General features: G+C 61.3%; 12 protein-coding genes. 11 read left to right on the top strand and 1 reads right to left on the bottom strand.

Annotation, left to right across the window (positions count from 1 at the left end; translation table 11 throughout):
• Window positions 1–137: 137 nt before the first annotated feature.
• The 6 genes from ACJ512_RS06820 (at window position 138) to ACJ512_RS06795 (ending at window position 7,531) form a co-directional block, all read left to right on the top strand.
• Entirely contained in the window at window positions 138–569 is a 432-nt protein-coding gene (locus ACJ512_RS06820; protein WP_461480010.1) for a hypothetical protein, read from the top strand.
• Window positions 566–2,380, top strand: coding sequence for a hypothetical protein (locus ACJ512_RS06815; RefSeq protein WP_407689759.1), 1,815 nt, complete (start codon window positions 566–568; stop codon window positions 2,378–2,380). Before ACJ512_RS06820 ends, ACJ512_RS06815 begins: the two co-directional genes overlap by 4 nt.
• Window positions 2,377–4,443, top strand: coding sequence for a hypothetical protein (locus ACJ512_RS06810; RefSeq protein ID WP_461480009.1), 2,067 nt, complete (start codon window positions 2,377–2,379; stop codon window positions 4,441–4,443). The genes ACJ512_RS06815 and ACJ512_RS06810 overlap by 4 nt, the downstream gene beginning before the upstream one ends.
• Window positions 4,440–4,856: a hypothetical protein gene (locus ACJ512_RS06805; RefSeq protein ID WP_407689833.1), complete on the top strand. Its 417-nt coding sequence runs from the start codon at window positions 4,440–4,442 to the stop codon at window positions 4,854–4,856. The genes ACJ512_RS06810 and ACJ512_RS06805 overlap by 4 nt, the downstream gene beginning before the upstream one ends.
• 123 nt (window positions 4,857–4,979) lie before the next feature.
• Window positions 4,980–5,165, top strand: a complete 186-nt coding sequence (locus ACJ512_RS06800) for a helix-turn-helix domain-containing protein (protein WP_069404361.1) — start codon at window positions 4,980–4,982, stop codon at window positions 5,163–5,165.
• Window positions 5,166–5,167: 2 nt separating this feature from the next.
• Window positions 5,168–7,531: an SNF2-related protein gene (locus ACJ512_RS06795; RefSeq protein WP_461480008.1), complete on the top strand. Its 2,364-nt coding sequence runs from the start codon at window positions 5,168–5,170 to the stop codon at window positions 7,529–7,531.
• 150 nt (window positions 7,532–7,681) lie between these two features.
• Here ACJ512_RS06795 and ACJ512_RS06790 read toward each other — a convergent pair whose 3' ends face one another.
• Complete coding sequence (locus ACJ512_RS06790) at window positions 7,682–9,085, bottom strand: IS1380 family transposase (protein ID WP_461479860.1); 1,404 nt, start codon at window positions 9,083–9,085, stop codon at window positions 7,682–7,684.
• Here ACJ512_RS06790 and ACJ512_RS06785 point away from each other — a divergent pair.
• Genes ACJ512_RS06785 through ACJ512_RS06765 form a run of 5 tightly spaced genes read left to right on the top strand, consistent with a single transcriptional unit; the run spans window position 9,063 to window position 18,469 of the window.
• Window positions 9,063–10,136: a C-terminal helicase domain-containing protein gene (locus tag ACJ512_RS06785; RefSeq protein ID WP_461480007.1), complete on the top strand. Its 1,074-nt coding sequence runs from the start codon at window positions 9,063–9,065 to the stop codon at window positions 10,134–10,136. The genes ACJ512_RS06790 and ACJ512_RS06785 overlap by 23 nt on opposite strands.
• Window positions 10,133–10,798 carry a DUF4391 domain-containing protein gene (locus ACJ512_RS06780; protein ID WP_407689091.1) on the top strand — a complete coding sequence of 222 codons (666 nt, stop codon included), beginning with the start codon at window positions 10,133–10,135 and terminating at the stop codon, window positions 10,796–10,798. Before ACJ512_RS06785 ends, ACJ512_RS06780 begins: the two co-directional genes overlap by 4 nt.
• A gap of 18 nt (window positions 10,799–10,816) precedes the next feature.
• On the top strand, window positions 10,817–12,775 hold the full coding sequence (locus ACJ512_RS06775) for a site-specific DNA-methyltransferase (RefSeq protein ID WP_407689092.1): 1,959 nt from the start codon (window positions 10,817–10,819) through the stop codon (window positions 12,773–12,775).
• A gap of 5 nt (window positions 12,776–12,780) precedes the next feature.
• On the top strand, window positions 12,781–15,861 hold the full coding sequence (locus ACJ512_RS06770) for a type III restriction-modification system endonuclease (protein WP_407689093.1): 3,081 nt from the start codon (window positions 12,781–12,783) through the stop codon (window positions 15,859–15,861).
• Window positions 15,862–15,877: 16 nt separating this feature from the next.
• Window positions 15,878–18,469, top strand: coding sequence for an AAA family ATPase (locus ACJ512_RS06765; protein WP_407689094.1), 2,592 nt, complete (start codon window positions 15,878–15,880; stop codon window positions 18,467–18,469).
• The last annotated feature ends 24 nt before the right edge of the window (window positions 18,470–18,493 follow it).

The raw sequence follows: 18,493 nt of genomic DNA, 5'->3' as shown, positions 1-18,493 counted from the left end.
CTGCTCGGGACAGCATGACTGTTGACACCATGATTTTCCCTTGCACGAAGGGCACTTTCGCATCACGACACGGCGATCACCCCACACCAGGCTGAAAAATCAGGGTCAGAGTCGACGAGGCTGGCTGCATCGAGCCTTTGTCGCTGTTTGTGGGCAAGGGTGGCCGCCCGCCCTCGCAGCGGCGCTGGCATCAATACTTCGAAGAGGCCAACGACCGCCTCGTCGCGTTCACGAACGCGACGCTCACGATGCCTCCCGCGGTCACCCCCCATGACCTGAGACATACGTTCGCTGTGGTCATGCTTCGCAGCCTGCAGCGGCGCGCGATGCAGTTCGAACAGTCCCGTCGCAGAACAGGAGTCGGCACCATCAGCGAACACATCATCCACAATCCGCTCTTGACGCTGCAGCGCTTACTCGGACACGCCAGCCCGTCCACGACGATGGTTTACCTCAGGCATGTCGATGAGTCAGATGAGCTGATACAACGGGCATTTGAATCATGGAGTGACAATACCCGCGACTACGCCATTTACATTCTGGACGAACTTGAGGCACAGTCGTCGTGACGCCCGCTGACCGTGAGCCGCGGATCATCCTCTTCCCGCCTGGCGGGCCGATGAAGTCCGCCCGCATCAGCCCGGGTAACTATGTCGCCACTCGACTCGTCGCCGAGCTTGCCGACGCCTGGAAAGAGAGTGCCGAGAACCTAGACCTCACACCCGGCACGGTCTCTCGCCAAGCCGGGGTCATCAGGCGGGTCGGCGAATTCTTCACCGACTGCGCCGACCGGTTTCTCACCCTGTCTGGAGAAGGCGCAGAGGTGGCACGGCGACTCCACGACTGGGAATCGACGATGGTCCTGCGTCATCCGCCGCCCAGCGTGCACGCGAAAGACCTCGGCATGGAGTTGCGCAACCACGTCGCCCGATATCTCCAATCACATGGGCCATTCGACGGTGTGCTCGCGGAGTGGGCCAGCGGATGGGTCTTGGACGGCAGCTCACAGGAAAACCTGCCGCTCGACGAGTTCAGCAACGACGAACGCCTCCAGCTTGAGCAGACATGCCGAACGATCGTGCGAGACACCGAAGAGCGCCTCGCCCGCGGCAATGCTTTGCTGAAGGCTGGAAGGGATCCACGCCGCCACGGTTGGAACCGGTTGGAGAACCTCGTGTGGGCTATTCGGAACCTGTCCTACGACGAATCGTTCCATGTTCATCTGGCCGGGCCGCGACGAGCGCTGAATGGATGCGACGTCGACCAAGAGTCCGGAGTCAACCGTGATGCCCGTTTGAAGGCCCGCCCGCTGATCACGGCAGTAGGCGCATACCTTGCGCCAGAGGACGAGTATCTTCTCGCGGTTAGAGTGCTGCTCCACCTGCAAACGGGTTGGGCGCCTGAGGAGAGCGGGCGGTTGCTGCGCAGTGACATCGAATTCGGCGAGTCGTCTGTCCGTGTCCGCGCGACCAAGCTACGGGCTCAACGAATCCGTTGGCATACGCTGTCCTCGACGCCACAGGCGCCGTGGGGGTGGAAGGCCGGCGACCTTATTCGGCGCGCCGCAGACGCGATGCAGCACGCCCATGCGCTCAGTCCCGACGAGCCGCTCTTCTGGGTGACAGGGATTCGCTCAGCACGAGACCGGCGCGATGGTGAGTACCCCCAATACATCATTCGTGCAAGACATTTCGGATGCACCAACACACTCAGTAAGCTGATCGGGCGTTACGGACTGTCAATCAGCGAACCGCACGACATGCGCCGGCTCCGCAAGACGGTAAAGAGCGCGCGGGCCGCGTTGCTGGGTACTCTCAGCGGTGCCGCCGGTGACGACCACTCCGTTGAAGTCTTCCGGGGTCACTACGCCCAGACCACCACGGTCCACACCATTGCGGCGCAGACGGTCTTGCGGGCCCAGTGCAAAGTGCTCGAACGCGCATCAAGCGGACCGACGTTTATCGACGCGACGGCCGCCGACCTCGCCGCCGGCCGAAGTGACTCCGATGTGACTGCCCTCGCCACGTCGGTGGCCGAAGAATCCCCTACCGAGCAGCAGCTGACACTTTCGGCATGCCGAGACCCCTATGATCCGCCGGTCGGCCAGACAGGCTCGTTGTGCCACGCATCACCGTCGCTGTGTTTGCAGTGCCGAAACGCGGTCATCTTCCGCGACCACCTGCCACGTCTCCTCGTGTACCGCGACGTGCTAGATGACATCGAAAAGACCATGCCGCCAATACAGTTCAGTGAGGTATACGGCCAGCAACGCGTCAATATCGATGCCGTCCTCACCGAATTCACCACAGACCACATCGAAGCCGCGCGCCAGCAAACCGCGCACCTTCATCGACCGCTCGGGCAAAGGGCTGAACAGTGACCCGCCAACTGACATCACCGATTGCGGCGGCGTGGGACCCACCCTTCGCCCCGGACGAACCCGTCCTGCCCGCAGCGCGTCGTGTCGCGCCCGGTCCCGAACCGCGGTTTGGCGACATGCCCCGATGGGATCTGGCCGCGGCCGGAATCGCCCCCAACCTGAGCCCATCTCGTGCACATCTGCGCTTCGACGACCTCCCTGATGACTGGGTGCCGATCGCCAAGACGCTGGCAATGGCGATGCTGCAACCAACCCACAGCGTCGTTCGCGAAGCGCACGTCTACCGGTCCAACCGACCGTACAAGACCAAGTCGATCCAGCACGCCCTCGCCGAGATCCGATATCTCGCCACATGGGCCGAAACCCGCGGCTACACGGGCGACCTGTCGCGATGGACCGATGACCACAGTGAGGCCTATCTCGCATCGGTTCGCGCCACCCGCGCAGCCACCGCCGAGCATTCCGCGAACGATCTCCTGCGCCACCTGGTGGCGTTCGGGCCGCTGATGCACAACGGCGGCCTGCGGGTACCGGTGGGGCGTTCCAAAACTGGCAGCTCGGGCGAGATCAAGACACCGGTCATCCCTCCAGACACATTCTGGCCACTGATTCGCGCCTGCTGGACCTATATCGACGTATTCGCCCCTGACGTTCTTGCCGCCCGCGACGAGATCGACACACTGGATGCCAGCCCACCTCCCGCAAAATGGCCGGCGGCACAAACCATCGACCGCGCAATCGACTCCTGGCTCACATCACCCGACGGTTTCATTCCGCTGCACATCTACACGCTTGGACGCGGAAAAGCCGGCGAGATCAACTGGGACGGCCTGGCGCTATGCACCACGCCGCGGATCCGGGCAGTCAACTTCTACAACGGCAGCGGAGCAGCCCGACGGCAACGAGTCCGCGACGCGATCGCCGCCGGCTTGCCCACCAAGTTCGGCTACTCCGCCGTTCCACCCACGGTCGTCGACCGACCCGACGGGACACGCGGACCATGGATCAGCGGATTCGACCGCGTCATCGTAAGCAAAGAACTCACCCAAATGCGCAACGCTGCTTATATTTTCGTCGCAATCATGACGATGATGCGGGACAGCGAAGTCCAAGGACTCGCCGCCGGAGCGATCGGCACGCACTATGGCGCCCCCGCGATCACCAGCAACCTCCATAAAGGCCAGACGGGTGCGGGTACACCACAGCGCTGGTGGGTAAGCCCGCCGGTCGTTCGCGCCCTCGAAGTCGCAGAACGCATTACCCGTGACCCAGGCAGGCTGTTCGGCAGTGTCCGCACCGGCGTCAACCGTGACCTCGCCGGGTTCGACCAGCACGAACAGATTCGGTCGTTCATCAACTGGGTCAATGACCACTCACCCCGTAACGGGCTGGAGCCGATCCTCGCAACAGCGTTGGCGCCGCATATGTTTCGCCGAACCATGGCCGTCCTCACCGCCAACGAACCCGACGGAGAGATCGCCCTCGGAATCACCCTCAAGCACAACGCCACGCGGGCACTGGCCAACGCGACCACCAGCGGTTATGGGGCACCGACACCAGAGTGGGCCAAAGAGTTCGAACACCACGCCAAGGAGGCCGCTGCCGGAGAGCTCGTCGCCGACTGGGCACGGCACGCCAACGGTGACCGAGAAGTGCGCGGCCCTGGCGCCGCCACATTCGTCAACAGCCTCTCCAACGTCACCGACCGTGCCGAGACCACGACCGCCATAGGCAATGAACGCATGCTCCGAAACCTGCTACGTGATGAATTCACCACCATCCGGCTGGGCACCCTCAACCACTGCCTCGGCGACCCCAGCAAGTCGCTCTGCCTCGAAGGAGCATCCGCTGCGGTCAAGGCTGGCGGTCCTATCCCGAGCATGTGTCAGCCCTCCACCTGCCGAAATTCGGTCATCACCGACAAGCACCTCCCCGTCTGGCAACACGAGGAAACCGATCTCGTCGAGAAACTCAAGGACAAGAACATGGCTGACGTCCACCGCCAGCGACTCGAAACCCAACTCGCCGACGTCCGTCGCATCACTCAGCAAGAGCCCAAATGACCTCGGTCAGCCCAGCAACGGAGAAGAAGTTGCGCGACGCAATGCAGCGACTACTCGCAGGCCAGTCCAAACGGACCGACGGACGGCTAACCAAGGCCAATCTGCACGTCGAGGCTGGTATCAGCCGCGCCACGATGAACCGCGCCGACGCGATCATCGCTGAGTGGAACATCGCCGTCGGCACACAGGCCGCACCCCGCGACGCCCAGATCGTCGAACTGCAGGAGACCATGTCCGAACAGAAGCGGACGATCGCCGCGCTGCGTCAGCGCAACACCGACCTCGAACGCAAGAATCAGGCCGCAGTCACACTGATTGCCGAACTCCACGTACAGCTGCGCGCAGCTCAGGGTGCAGAGCCCCGCGGCACGGTCACACCGCTGCTGGATCGTCAACCGCGGCGACGATGGTGACCGCGAGCTGGCTTCCCGACCTCGGCATAGTGGGTTGAACCCGCAAATACCCGGTCTAAATCGGTTCATCCCGCTAAGATCGGCCAGTCGGCACGCAGGGGGTCGATAGTCAGGAGGTTGCCTGTGGCTGAGCCGTGGCTGTCAGCTGACGACATCGCCACCCACCTCGGCGTCACCAAGGACACGATCTACAGCTGGATCGCCGAGAAGGCCATGCCCGCTCACAAGGTGGGGCGCCTGTGGAAGTTCCAGGCGGCTGAGGTCGACGATTGGGTTCGTCGTAACGGGGCGACGGCCGCGGAGGACTGAACATGCACATCATCGACAACGTCAACGACCTCCTCGGCGATGATCTCAAGGCTGAGGTGCAGGCTGGGTCGAAGCTGCGTATCGCTGCATCGACGTTTTCCATCTTCGCGTTTGAGGCGCTGCGCAAGGAGTTGGAGCGCGTCGAAGAGCTCGAGTTCGTCTTCACCTCGCCGTCGTTTGTCGCCGCGGCGGCTACTGATCAGCTGCCCAAGGAACGCCGACAGTTTTTCATTCCGCCGGGGTCCAACGGGGAGTCGTCGCTTTACGGTTCGCAGTTCGAGATCCGTCTGCGCAACAAGCTGACGCAGCGGGCCATCGCGCGTGAATGCGCGGAATGGGTGCGCCGAAAGGTTCGCTTCCGGTCGAACCGGACCGGTGCCCCGATGCAGCAGTTCGTCGTTGTGGATGACAAGGTCGCCTACCAGCCGATCCAAGGCTTCACCTCCGCCGACCTTGGCTATGAGCGTGGGAACGCCGTGTCGAACGTCGTGACCAAGCTCGACGATGCTCCCATGGCACGGCAGTACGCCGCCCTGTTCGATCAGATCTGGAACAACCCCACGCAGCTCGAAGATGTGACCCAAGCGGTGTACGACCACATCGCGAGCGTGTACGCCGAAAACTCACCGGCGCGAATCTACTTCCTGATCCTGTACAACCTGTTCTCGGAGTTCCTCGACGACATCAGCGAGGACGTCCTGCCGAATGATCGCACCGGCTACCAGGAAACGCAGGTCTGGCAGAGCCTGTACAACTTCCAGCGGGACGCGGCGACGGGAATCATCAATAAGCTGGAGACCTACAACGGCTGCATCCTCGCTGACAGCGTGGGGCTCGGGAAGACCTTCACCGCGTTGGCAGTGATCAAGTACTACGAGCTGCGCAACAAGTCCGTCCTGGTGCTTGCACCGAAGAAGCTTGCGGAGAACTGGACCAACTACAACGCCAACCTGACGACGAACATCTTCGCTCAAGACCGGTTCAACTACGACGTCCTCGCCCACACCGATCTTTCCCGCACCAAGGGTGAATCGTTGGGGCTGCGGCTCGACCGAATCAATTGGGGCAACTACGACCTCGTCGTTATCGACGAGTCCCACAACTTCCGGAACGCGGACTACGCAGAAGAGAAAGAGTCGCGCTACCAACGGCTGATGCGTCAAGTCATCCGCGAGGGTGTGAAGACCAAGGTGCTCATGCTGTCGGCCACACCGGTCAACAACCGCTTCAACGACCTGAAGAACCAACTCCAACTTGCCTACGAAGGAGAGTCGGAGAACCTCAGCCAACACTTGAACATCTCGACCACGGTCGAGAAAGTGTTCAGCGACGCGCAGCGCGTCTTCAACGAGTGGTCCAAGCTCGACCCCGAGGCGCGCACCACCGACCGTATCCTGCAGATGCTCGACTTCGACTTCTTCGAACTGCTCGACTCGGTCACCATCGCACGGTCCCGCAAACACATTCAGGCGTTCTACGACACCACCGAAATCGGTACCTTCCCACAACGGCTCCCGCCGCGGTCCATTCGTGAGCCGCTCTCCGACCTCCCCGATGTGCCCGCATTCAACGAAATCTTCGGACAACTTCAAGCGCTCACCCTGGCCGTCTACACGCCGCTGTCCTACGTATTCCCAAGCCGAATCGGCAAGTACGAAGACCTCTACAACGTCAAGGGCGGCACGGCGCGCTCCAACATCGGGCAACTCGGCCGTGAGCAGGGCTTGAAAAAGCTCATGACGGTCAACCTGCTCAAACGTTTGGAGAGTTCGGTCGAGGCGTTCCGGCTCACCCTCGCCAAAATTGAAGGCGCGGTCGACAACACTCTTATCCGAATCAAGTCACGAACAGGATCCTTGAACGATCTGAGCGTCGATTTCTCCGGCCTGGACCTCGATGTCGACGACGAGGATGACGCCAACGTCGAAGCGCTCTCGTTTGGCGAGAAGATCAAGATCGACCTCGATGACATCGACGTAGAATCCTGGCAGCGTGATCTGTGGAACGACCGTGAGACCCTCCGCGAGCTACTCGACGAGATGCGCAGGGTCACACCAGATCACGACCTCAAGCTGCAGGCGCTCAAACGACTCATCGAGGACAAGGCCGCCAACCCCCTCAACCCACTGAACCGCAAGGCACTGATCTTCTCGGCGTTCGCCGACACTGCCGAGTACCTCTACAAACAGCTCGCGCCCACATTGAGCAACTCCGGGCTACACACCGCCCTCGTCACCGGCGGTGCCCACGCCGCGAAAACAACGCTGGGGACCGGCTACGACTTCCAGCAGGTCCTGACGCTGTTCTCGCCAAGGTCCAAGCAACGCCACCTCACCATGCCTAAGCCTGAATCCGTGGATCAGTGATTTCGTGGTGTCGTGGGGTTGATTTTTGCACGGTTGGGGCGGTTCGGGGTGTTGTGGGTATGAGTGATCCGCTGGCCTGCACCAGCTTTTCCTTGTTGCGGGGTTCCTCGGGTCGGGCCTGGGAGGGCAGATGGGCAGGGGATGTGATAGTTATCCTGCTCGTGGGATCGCGGGCCTATAGCCGATGGTGTTGTTCCACAGCGTTTTCCATCCGTTTTGCCACGGCCAGTGCGCGGGCAGGTGCAGCATCGGTTTGCGGGCCGGGGCGGCGAAGCGGGCCGGGATGTTGACCAGGTCGCGGCGCAGGGTGGCGCCGCGGGCCACGGCGTGATGGCCACCAGCGAGGGTGCCTGCGGCGCGCAGCAGGTTATGGGCGATCACCGCGGCCGCCAGCCAGGCGCAGTTGGCGGCGAACAGCCCGGAAGGGATGTGAGCCAGCGGGCCGTCGATCACATCGGCGAAGGTGGTTTCGATGACGGCGTGGCCCCGGTGGGTGATATCGGCCTCGGTAACCGGCAGTTCGGAGTTGGTGACAAACGGGTGATGGCGCCACACCGGAAACAACGCATCGGGGTAGCGGGCGTCTTTGACCCGGCGCACCACCAGCCGCACCGTCAGCGTGCGGCCAGAGCCCAACCGCACGGTGTAGGGCGTTTCGGCGACTTGGGCATCCGAGATCAGCGTCCCCGTGTCGGGGTCGGTCACCGCGCCGGGGTAGTGCACCGGGGTGTAGGCGGCTTCGTCGATGGCTGCGATCGCAGCGTTGATGCGTTTGTTGCGGCTGATCGACAAGGAGAATTCGGCACCTTGGGCCACGCACGTGGTGATCACCTTCTTGGTGCCAAACGCCGAGTCGCCGCGCACCATGATCGCCCCAGCGGCCCCGCAGGCGCGGGCGGTGCCGATGGCCACCGTGATCTGGGAGGCGGCCGCGCGCCCGGAGGCGGCCTTGCCGCTGCGCAGCCTGGCCTCGGCGATCACCGGTGCGGCCTGCGCGGTGGAGATGGTAGTGATCTGCGGTGAGAGGCCTTTGCGCAGCAGCGCGCGGCTGGCGATCTTGGCGTGCCCGAAGCTGGCGCCCTGCTTGGCTTTCCCGTAGACCGGGCGCAGCAGCGAGTCGATGTCGACAAAAGCGCGTTGCTCGATGCCGGGTAACAGCGGTACCCGCGCCGCGAGCGCCACCAGATGGGCTCGACCTACCGCAGCGAGTTGGTTGGCGTGCCCGAAAGTGAACTCGCGCAGAAAGATCCCCAACGTGGAGGGCGCATACACCTCGTCGAACACCCGCGGGGTGCCGCCCGCGCGCAGCACGCCGGCATCGTCGATGCTGTCCGCGCCGCACATCATGCCCGCGATGATCGAGGTCAGCTTGCCGGCCGGATTCACCGCCCCCGACGCCACCCGAGTCGACGGCAGCTGCACGTGTTCGCCGATCAACTCCGAAAGACCGGCCTGCTCAGCTAGGTCCAACACCGGCACCAGCCCGGCCGCCGATACCAGATTCTGCTCGTCAAAGACCGCCGAGTCGGCGGTGAACGTATACGATGAGTGCATCGAAAGTGCCTTCTTGAACTCTGGACAAATACGACGTAAGCACTCGTATTATCCCAGTTCAGAAGGCGCTTTCGCTGTTCACACGCCGATCAAATCACCGGCCCATCCACGGATTCAGGCTAAGGACACCGGCGAACTCGATGTGCTGATCGGCACCGATGTCATCAGTGAAGGCCAAAACCTCCAGGACTGTGACTATCTCGTCAACTACGACATTCACTGGAACCCGGTACGGATCATCCAACGATTCGGCCGCATCGACCGCATCGGCTCGACCAACGCCCAGATCCAGCTCGTGAACTTCTGGCCCGACATCTCCCTCGACGAATACATCAACCTCAAGGAACGCGTCGAGAACCGCATGGTCATCGCCGACCTCGCCGGCACCGCCGACGACAACGTCCTCACCCTCGAAGGCAGCGACGCCGCGTTCCGCAAGGAGCAGCTCCGCAAGCTCCAAGACGAAGTCATCGAACTCGAAGACGTCCGCACCGGTGTATCCATCACCGATCTCGGCCTCAACGACTTCCGAATGGACCTGCTGGGATACCTCAAGGAGTCTGGCGACCTGGCCACCGCGCCGAAGGGACTTCACGCAGTAATCCCCGCAGACCCCTCCAGAGGCCTCCACCCCGGTGTGCTGTTCGCGCTGCGCAACGTCGACGCCAACGAGAACATCAATCGGGGCAACCGGCTGCACCCGCACTACCTGGTCTACCTCGACGACAACGGCAACGTCATCGCCGACCACACAGAGGTCAAACACCTTCTCGACCTGATTCGCGCAGGATGCCGGCCCCATGAGGAACCCGTCACCGAGGTCACCCGCGTCTTCAACGCTGCCACCCGCGAAGGCGCAGAGATGGGCAAGTACTCCGAATTGCTCACCGCAGCAATCCGATCCATGATCGACGTCACCGAAGAACGCGATATCGACAGCCTCTTCAGCGGAGGACACACGACCGCCCTCACCCAGGCAATCGCCGGCCTCGACGACTTCGAACTCACCGCATTCATCGCGATCGTCGACGCCACCGAAGGAACCGCATGACGGCCCTGCTCTACCGCTGGCCCGTCGCCGCCAAATTCGGTCGTACCGTCCCCAAGGCCAAGTTCTACGAACACGGCACCGTCCCCGGCGCGGTGCGTGACAAATTCGTCACCGAGGTCCAGCGCATCACCTGGGTCTACAAGCTCGCTCAATCCACCATCAACCTGCCCGGCAACGCAGATGTCCCCGAGATCCAAGTCTTCCAGATCGATACAAAGGGTGACGACGTCGGTGAGTCCGTACTCGCCGCCGTCGACAAAGCGGTGAAGACCCCCATCATCTTCGAGATAGTCACGGGCCAAGGACACGACCAGCGAGTCCGGATGACTGCGTCACACAAGCAGGTCAGCTCGGCTGCGCCGAAGCTCGGCGCCTATTACACGACCGACTGGCAGCCGCAGGACGCCGAGCGACAGCCACTACCGCCAGCGATCAGCCTGCCGTCCCTGTACACCGCACTCCTCGCTCCGCTGACACCGGTATCAGCACGGCCAGGAGAAGAACTGTCAGACGTTGCTGCGAGACTCCAGGCAGTGCGCAAACTTGAACGCGAGGTCGCCTCCCTGGAGCGCAAACTCCGCGCCGAGCCGCAACTCAACCGCAAGATGGAGCTTCGGCGTGCCCTGAAGTCGAAGCAAGCAGAACTGGAACAGCAGAGGTAGCAGGTGGAGAAACTTCGCATGACATCGCCCGACATGACCGAGGCCAATATTGAGAAGCTCGCGGGACTGTTCCCCAACGTCATTACCGAGATGCTCGATGCCGATGGGAATCCCAAGAAGGCCGTCGACTTCGACCTGCTGCGCCAGGAACTGTCGGATCATGTTGTCGAAGGCCCACAGGAGCGCTACCGGCTCGACTGGCCCGGCAAACGGGAAGCAGCCTTCGCGGCCAACGCACCAATCGCCAAGACCCTTCGCCCGGTCCGCGAGGAATCAGTCGACTTCGACACGACCAAGAACCTATTCATCGAAGGTGACAACCTCGAAGCCCTGAAGCTGCTCCAGGAGTCGTACCTCGGCAAAGTCAAACTCATCTACATTGACCCGCCCTACAACACCGGTAACGACTTCATCTACGACGATGACTACGCGGAGACCACAGATGAGTACTTGTTGCGTTCAGGCCAGACCGACCATGACGGTGCGAAGTTAGTCGCAAACCTCGAATCGAATGGACGGTTCCACTCCGACTGGCTCGACATGATCTATCCGCGCCTCCGGTTGGCGCGGAATCTTCTCCAGGTTGATGGGTACATCGTCGTCAGCATCGATGATGGCGAATTTTCGACCATGGAACTTCTGCTTGACGAGGTCATGGGTGCCGACAACAAGCTCGCCGTCCTCGTATGGGACCGCAACCGAAAGAACGATGCCCGGTTCTTCTCTGTTGGACACGAATACATGCTTGTGTACGCCCGCAACAAGGCGAGCCTCACCGCAGCTGGCACACGCCTCCGTGAACCTCAACCTGGAGTCGACGAAGCCCGCGACTTCGTCGTGCAGCTCAAGGCTCGCTTCGGCGACGACTGGGAGACGATCCAGACGGAGTGGCGAAAGTGGACTAATGCGTTCCCGACAGATGATGAGCGGCGGAAGCTTGGGCGCTTTAGCAAAGTTGGCCCGCGAGGACCCTTCCGCGATGACGGCGACATCTCTTGGCCCGGCGGCGGCGGTCCCCGCTTCGAAGTTCTTCATCCAGATACCGGCCGTCCCTGCCGACTCCCTGCCGGCGGTTGGCGCTTTCCCACGAAGGCGCGGTTCGACGAAGAGATCGCTAGCGGGAGGATTGTCTTCGGCCCTGACGAGTCGACTCTGCCTCGGCTTATCCGCTATCTCTTCGAGTCTGAGGGGCTCGTCATGGGATCAGTGCACTACAGCTACGCGCAAACTGCTGCCGTCGACTTCGCCCAACTGATGGGTGGAAAGGTCTTCGACAACCCGAAGAACTGGAAGGATCTGCGTCGCCTCATCGAGTACTTGAGCGGTCCTGACGATGTGGTTGTTGACTTTTTTGCAGGATCGGGATCAACCGCACACGCAGTGCTGGACCTGAATGCGGACACTGGCAGCACCCGCCGCTTCATCATGATGCAAATTGCCGAAGAGGCCGATCCGAAGTCGGAGGCAGCTAAGGCCGGCTATTCGTCCATCGCAGAGATCACCCGGGATCGCATTCGTCGAGTTGGCTCAACAATTATCGAAGGGCTAGGGCTCACTGGTGACGGAATCGATGTTGGGTTCCGGAACCTGAAGGTCGACACGACGAATATGGTGGATGTCCTGCGAACTCCTGACGACACAGATCAGCAAGCGCTCGCGGTCCTTGAAGAAAGTGTGAAGCCGGACCGTAGCGGAGAGGACCTGCTGTTCCAGGTGCTGCTCGACTGGGGTCTCGACCTGACGATGCCCATCGCCGTCGAGAAGCTTGAGGGGATTGAGGTCTTCGTCGTCGAGGACAGCGCCCTTATCGCTTGCTTCGACACAGAAGTCAGTCCAGGGTTGGTGCGCGCCATCGCGAAGCGTGGGCCGCTCCGCGCGGTTTTCCGTGACTCGGGCTTCGCCTCCGACGACGCTCGGATCAATGCGGAACAGATTTTCCGCGAGGTTTCCCCGGCGACGGATGTGAAGGCCATCTGAACCTGATGAAACTTCAGTTCAAGATTCAGCAGTACCAGACCGATGCCGTAGACGCGGTTGTCGAGGTCTTCGCTGGACAGCCGAAGCATGATGGTGTCTCCTATCGGATCGATCCGGGCAGGGCGAAGCCAGCCACGACCCCGATGCTGTTCGACCCGAGCGCGACCCCCGACTCGGGTCTGCGAAATGCCGAGATCGCGTTGACACCAACGCAGCGGCTAGAGAACGTTCAGCGAGTTCAACGGTCGCGAAACTTGCCGCTCTCGGACAAACTGGTGGACAGCAAAGCCGCTCCGGGTGCTCCGAATCTCGACGTTGAGATGGAAACGGGTACCGGTAAGACCTACGTCTACATCAAAACGATCATGGAGCTGCACAAGCGGTACGGCTGGTCGAAGTTCATCATCGTCGTTCCGTCGGTCGCGATTCGCGAGGGGGTGAAGAAGTCAATCGATTTAACGGCCGAGCACTTCCAGCAGACGTACGGCCGTAAGCCCAGGTCATTCATCTACAACTCATCCCAGCTGCATGAGTTGGAGCGGTTCAGCTCGGACGCCGGGGTGCAGGTGATGATCATCAACATTCAGGCGTTCAATTCGACGAGCAAGGATAACCGTCGCATCTACGACGAACTCGATGACTTCCAGTCACGGCGTCCCATCGATGTCATCAGCGCAAACCGCCCCGTGGTGATTATCGACGAACCGCAGAAGATCAGTGCGCCAAAGTCATTGGAGGCACTGTCGCGGTTCAATGCACTCATGGTGCTGCGCTATTCGGCAACTCACAAGGTCGAGCACTCCAAAGTTCACCGCCTCGATGCGCTTGATGCGTACAACCAGAAGTTGGTCAAGAAGATCGCGGTGCGAGGCATCACCGTGAAGGGACTGGCCGGCACGACGGCCTACCTGTACCTCGATGCCATCGAGATCGCCAAGAGCGCAAAACCGCGGGCCCGCGTGGAGATCGAGGTACAGACCAAAGGCGGACCGATCACGCGTCAGCTCAAGCGCCTCGACGTGGGCGCCAACTTCCATGACATCTCCAATGGCATCGAGGCCTATAAGGACCTCTTCATTACCGACATCGACGCTAACCGCGACGTCATCGAACTCAGCAACGGTGATTTGGTCATCGCTGGGCAGCTCTCCGACCGTGACGTCACCGAGGACGCCAAGCGCCGCATTCAGATCCGGGAGGTGATTAGGGCTCACCTCGATAAGGAACGGGAGCTGTTCGCCCAAGGCGTTAAGGTGTTGTCGCTGTTCTTCATTGATGAGGTTGCGAAGTACCGCGATTACAACCGCGAAGACACGCTCGGCGACTACGCCCGGGTCTTCGAGGAGGAGTACGCCTCGATCGTCGATGAGATACTCGGCGAGCTGGAGCTCGACGTCGCAGCTGCAGCATATCGGGCGTATCTTCGCCGCGACGATGTGCATGCCGTGCACGAGGGATACTTCTCGATCGACAAGAAGACCAGGCACGCGGTCGACGGGCCAGTACACGCGACAGGCGACGAGAAGGGCCAATCCAAGGACGTCGATGCTTACGACCTGATCCTCAAGAACAAGGAACAGCTGTTATCGCTGGCCGAGCCCGTTCGCTTCATCTTCTCCCACTCCGCACTGCGCGAAGGCTGGGACAACCCAAACGTGTTCGTGATGGGCATGCTCAAAAAGAGCGACAACACCGTGTCCCGACGCCAGGAGATCGGCCGAGGCCTGCGCCTGGCCGTCGACCAACATGGCGAACGTATGGACAACCCCGTGACGGTGCACGACATCAACGAGCTGACGGTCGTCACCGACGAGTCCTACACCGACTTCGTCGTAGGGCTACAAAAGGAAATCTCCGACTCGCTCGCCAAACGGCCACGCAAGGCGAGCGTGAAGTTCTTCACCGGCAAGGCAATTCAGACGGAAGACGGCGAGTCGGTAGTCGAGGAAGCCCTCGCGCAGGCGCTCTACAAGTACCTAATCAAGAACGACTACGTGAACGACGATGACACGCTCTCCGACGACTACAAGGCAGCAAAGGAGGCTGGCACCCTTGCAGAGCCGACATCAGAGGCCCTGAAACCGATGCTCAAGTTTCTCTTGCCCTTGGTCGACTCGCTCAACATCGACATACCGGTCCCAACCGATGACCGCAAGCCCAAGAAGATCCCGCTCAATGAGGCCAACTTCGCCAAGAAGGAGTTCCAGGCCCTATGGCGCCGCATCAACCACAAGGCTGTCTATCAGGTCGAGTTCGACTCATCCGAGCTCATCACCGAGTGCATTCAGGCACTCGACAAGCATCTCAACGTCGCCGCGATGCAATACGTCGTCCAAGCAGGCAGGCAGCGCGACTCCCTCGAGGCTGACGACCTCGCCAGCGGCGGCGGCTTCGACGTGTCCAGTACCGCAACCCACACCGCGACGGTGTCGGCCGCATCCCAGGTCAAATACGACCTACTCGGCGAAGTCACCGAGAAAACGAAGCTCACCCGCCGTACCGCGGCAGCAATCCTCAGCGGAGTCACCCCGGAGACGTTTGCCAAGTTCCGGCTCAATCCAGAGCAGTTCATCACCGAGGCCGCCCGACTCATCAACGAGCAGAAGGCAACAGTGATCGTTGAGCACCTGACCTACGATGCACTCGAAGACCGTTTCGACACAGCGATTTTCACGGAGAACCAGACCAAGCAGGATCTCACGCTTGCCGGCGGCAAGCTGACGAAGCATATCTACGACTACGCCGTCACAGACTCCAAAGTGGAACGCACCTTTGTCACCGAACTCGATACCAGTCAGGAGGTTGCCGTCTACGCGAAGCTGCCACGAGGATTCTTCATCCCGACTCCTGTCGGTGACTACAACCCAGACTGGGCTATCGCGTTCACCGAGGGGTCCGTCAAACACATCTACTTCGTCGCCGAGACCAAAGGCTCGCTCTCGTCTCTCCAGCTCAAAGGTGTCGAGGATGCAAAAATCGAATGCGCCCGGAAGTTCTTCGCATCGCTGAGCGAGAAGAATGGCGAGGACGTCAAGTACGAAGTTGTCACCGACTACACCGAGCTGATGCAGCTCGTGACGGTGTGAGCGCGAGCGTATTCACATGAAGGACGAGGTGCTGGAATCTCAAGCGGTCGTCATGGAGGAGCCTGGTACTCCCGACCCGCGTGAGACTCTCGCGGGGTGGGCGAATGAGCAGGATGAGTGGATCCGCTCAATCATTCGACATGTACTTGGCACTGGCCGTGCCCTGTCGAACGACGACATCGACGTTGCCTACACGCTCTTTCGGCAAGAGAAGGGACTCGATGAGCGAACGCTCCCGACGGAGCCGAGGCTCGCGATGGAGGCGCCAGAGGAAGATGCCGAGCTCCCGCTTGTGATCACCAGGCTCTCTGAGGTCACCGGCGTCAATGCGATCGTGACGGGCTCGGTGATCGAGCCCCACGTAGGAATGACCATTCTGTTCGGCGAGAACGGCACCGGCAAGACTGGCTACGCGCGGATCCTCAAGGCGCTCGCGGGAAGCCGTACCGCGGACACGATTCTTGGCGATATCTCAGCGAGCCAAGAGGTAGCGCTATCAGCAAAGATCGGGTACACGATCGGACCCGACGTCAACGAGTTCGTGTGGACTGGCGGGCAGGGCCACGCCCCCTTCACACGGATGTCGATCTTCGACAGTCCCGCGGTTAATTTCCATGTTGATGACGACTTGGAGTACTCCTACGTCCCGACTGTCCTTGCCCTGTTCAATCACGTAAGCACGGCGATCAAGGGCGTGCACGAGCGCATAGCCAAGTCCGTCGGGGACCTGTCGTCCGGATCGACCACACTGCTCAGTCGCTTCCCCCGGGAATCGACTATCTATCCGCTCGTGGAAACGCTCGGCGCGTCGACGGATCTTGCGGACCTCAACGCGCGAGCTGATAGAGGCTTGGACGTCGACCAGCGGACCGATGTCCTGCGCCGCGCGGTTGCCGCGCTTGAAGCCGACGCCCTTACTGCCCAGATCGCAGAGCGACAGCGAGGCGAGCGAGTGCTGCGGCAGGCAGTGCTTGCGGCCACCACGCTCGGCGCATTGGACGTCCAAGCGTTAAACGCGCGGATCGCGCGACTAGCCGAACTGCAGTCCGATTACCGCACCTTCCGCACGGAGCTATTCGCGGCGGCCGATCTCCCGGCAGACCCGGAGGAGACATGGGAAGCGTTCGTATCGAGTGGTGACCGGTACGCGGCGCATCTGGAATCCCTTGGCGTGCATGATGTGGAGCGTTGTCTCTACTGCCGTCAACCCCTGACGGATCCAGCCAGGGCACTTGTCGCGAAATACGGCGAGTACCTCACGGACAAGATCAGCTCCGACATCGCCTCCGCCCAACAAAGCATCGGTAGCGTGACGGCGCCGATACTGGCAATCCAACTGAACGACGTCAACCCATTCGTAGATGAATACGGGGGTCAGGCCGACAGGCCGTCGTTCTTCGCGGGAGTTGCCGGCATTAGAGACGCCGCTACTACTGCGGCGGCGGCAATTCGAGCGGGAGGCCCCATAGATACGTCCAGCTTGGCGGGCGTGTCGACTCTGGCTTCTGCGGTGTCGGCGGCGCAGGTGTCTATCGCGGCAGAGATCGCGGACCTGAAGAATCAGGCGGAGAATCGCGCCGATGCTCTTCGCGAGAAGAAGCGTGAGTTGGCGGAGCTGACGGCGGCCGGGGAGCTTGCGAAGTCGTGGACAACAATCCAGGCCCAGGTAGAACGGGCAAAGGAGTCGGACAAACTGCGGGTCTTGGCCGGCAAGTTCTCCTCCTTGGGTCGGTCGGTGACAGAGCTCGCAAAGGCGGCGAGCGACCAACTCATTAATCAGAGTTTCGACAAGCTGTTCGCTGAGGAGTGCGCGGCTCTCCGTGCACCGGAGCTCAAGGTCGAGTTCGTGGGCCGACAAGGCCGAGCACAACGTCGCAAGACCCTCGCCGGTCGGCACAAGCCCTCCAAAATCCTGTCTGAGGGAGAGCAGAAAGTGCTCGCGCTTGCCGATTTCCTTGCTGAGGCCCGCTTAGCTGGGATCACGGCTCCGGTCATCTTCGACGATCCTGTATCGAGTCTGGACCACCGCCGCATCAACGAGGTCGCCCGCCGAGTCGCAAGCCTCGCGGAATGCAACCAGGTGATCGTCTTTACGCATGACATTTTCTTTGCGACCACGCTGTTGTCGCTCTTCGAAGCGTCGAAGCGTTGCGCCTACTTCCAGGTCACTGACGAGGACGGGAAGGGCAAGGTAACCCGTGCATCTGGTCCACGTTGGGATTCTCTCGGCAGCCTCAAATCCAACATCAACAAGACCATCGAGGCTGCCCGAGCCGTCGACGGCGAGGCGCGTGCCGCCTTGATCCGCGATGGCTATGGCTGGATCAGGTCGTGGTGCGAAGTGTTCACGGAGACGGAGCTACTGAAGGGCGTATCCCAGCGGTATCAGCCCAACATCCGTATGACCACCCTCAGTGAGATCAAGGGCGGGGCACTCCCGGCCGTGTCGAAAGTTGTAACTCGCGTGTTCGAGGACGCCTGCCGATACATCGCGGCGCATTCGCAGCCACTGCCCACCCTCGGAGTGGGCCCAAGCCTGGCGGGTTTGGAGACACACTGGAAGGAACTGCAGGACGCCCGAACGCAATACGCGGCTGCGACGGAGTAACACGCACTCGATGCGACGTACTCC

The organism is Mycobacterium cajalii (assembly GCF_045809005.2).
GTDB lineage: Bacteria > Actinomycetota > Actinomycetes > Mycobacteriales > Mycobacteriaceae > Mycobacterium.
The sequence above is the reverse complement of the archived record's forward strand: the minus strand, read 5'-3'. Positions and strand labels throughout refer to the sequence as shown.

Coding starts and splice junctions, on each gene's coding strand:
- ACJ512_RS06805 (WP_407689833.1), top strand. CDS start 4,440: ATGACCTCGGTCAGCCCAGCAACGGAGAAGAAGTTGCGCGACGCAATG.
- ACJ512_RS06795 (WP_461480008.1), top strand. CDS start 5,168: ATGCACATCATCGACAACGTCAACGACCTCCTCGGCGATGATCTCAAG.
- ACJ512_RS06790 (WP_461479860.1), bottom strand. CDS start 9,085: ATGCACTCATCGTATACGTTCACCGCCGACTCGGCGGTCTTTGACGAG.
- ACJ512_RS06780 (WP_407689091.1), top strand. CDS start 10,133: ATGACGGCCCTGCTCTACCGCTGGCCCGTCGCCGCCAAATTCGGTCGT.
- ACJ512_RS06775 (WP_407689092.1), top strand. CDS start 10,817: ATGACATCGCCCGACATGACCGAGGCCAATATTGAGAAGCTCGCGGGA.
- ACJ512_RS06770 (WP_407689093.1), top strand. CDS start 12,781: ATGAAACTTCAGTTCAAGATTCAGCAGTACCAGACCGATGCCGTAGAC.
- ACJ512_RS06765 (WP_407689094.1), top strand. CDS start 15,878: ATGAAGGACGAGGTGCTGGAATCTCAAGCGGTCGTCATGGAGGAGCCT.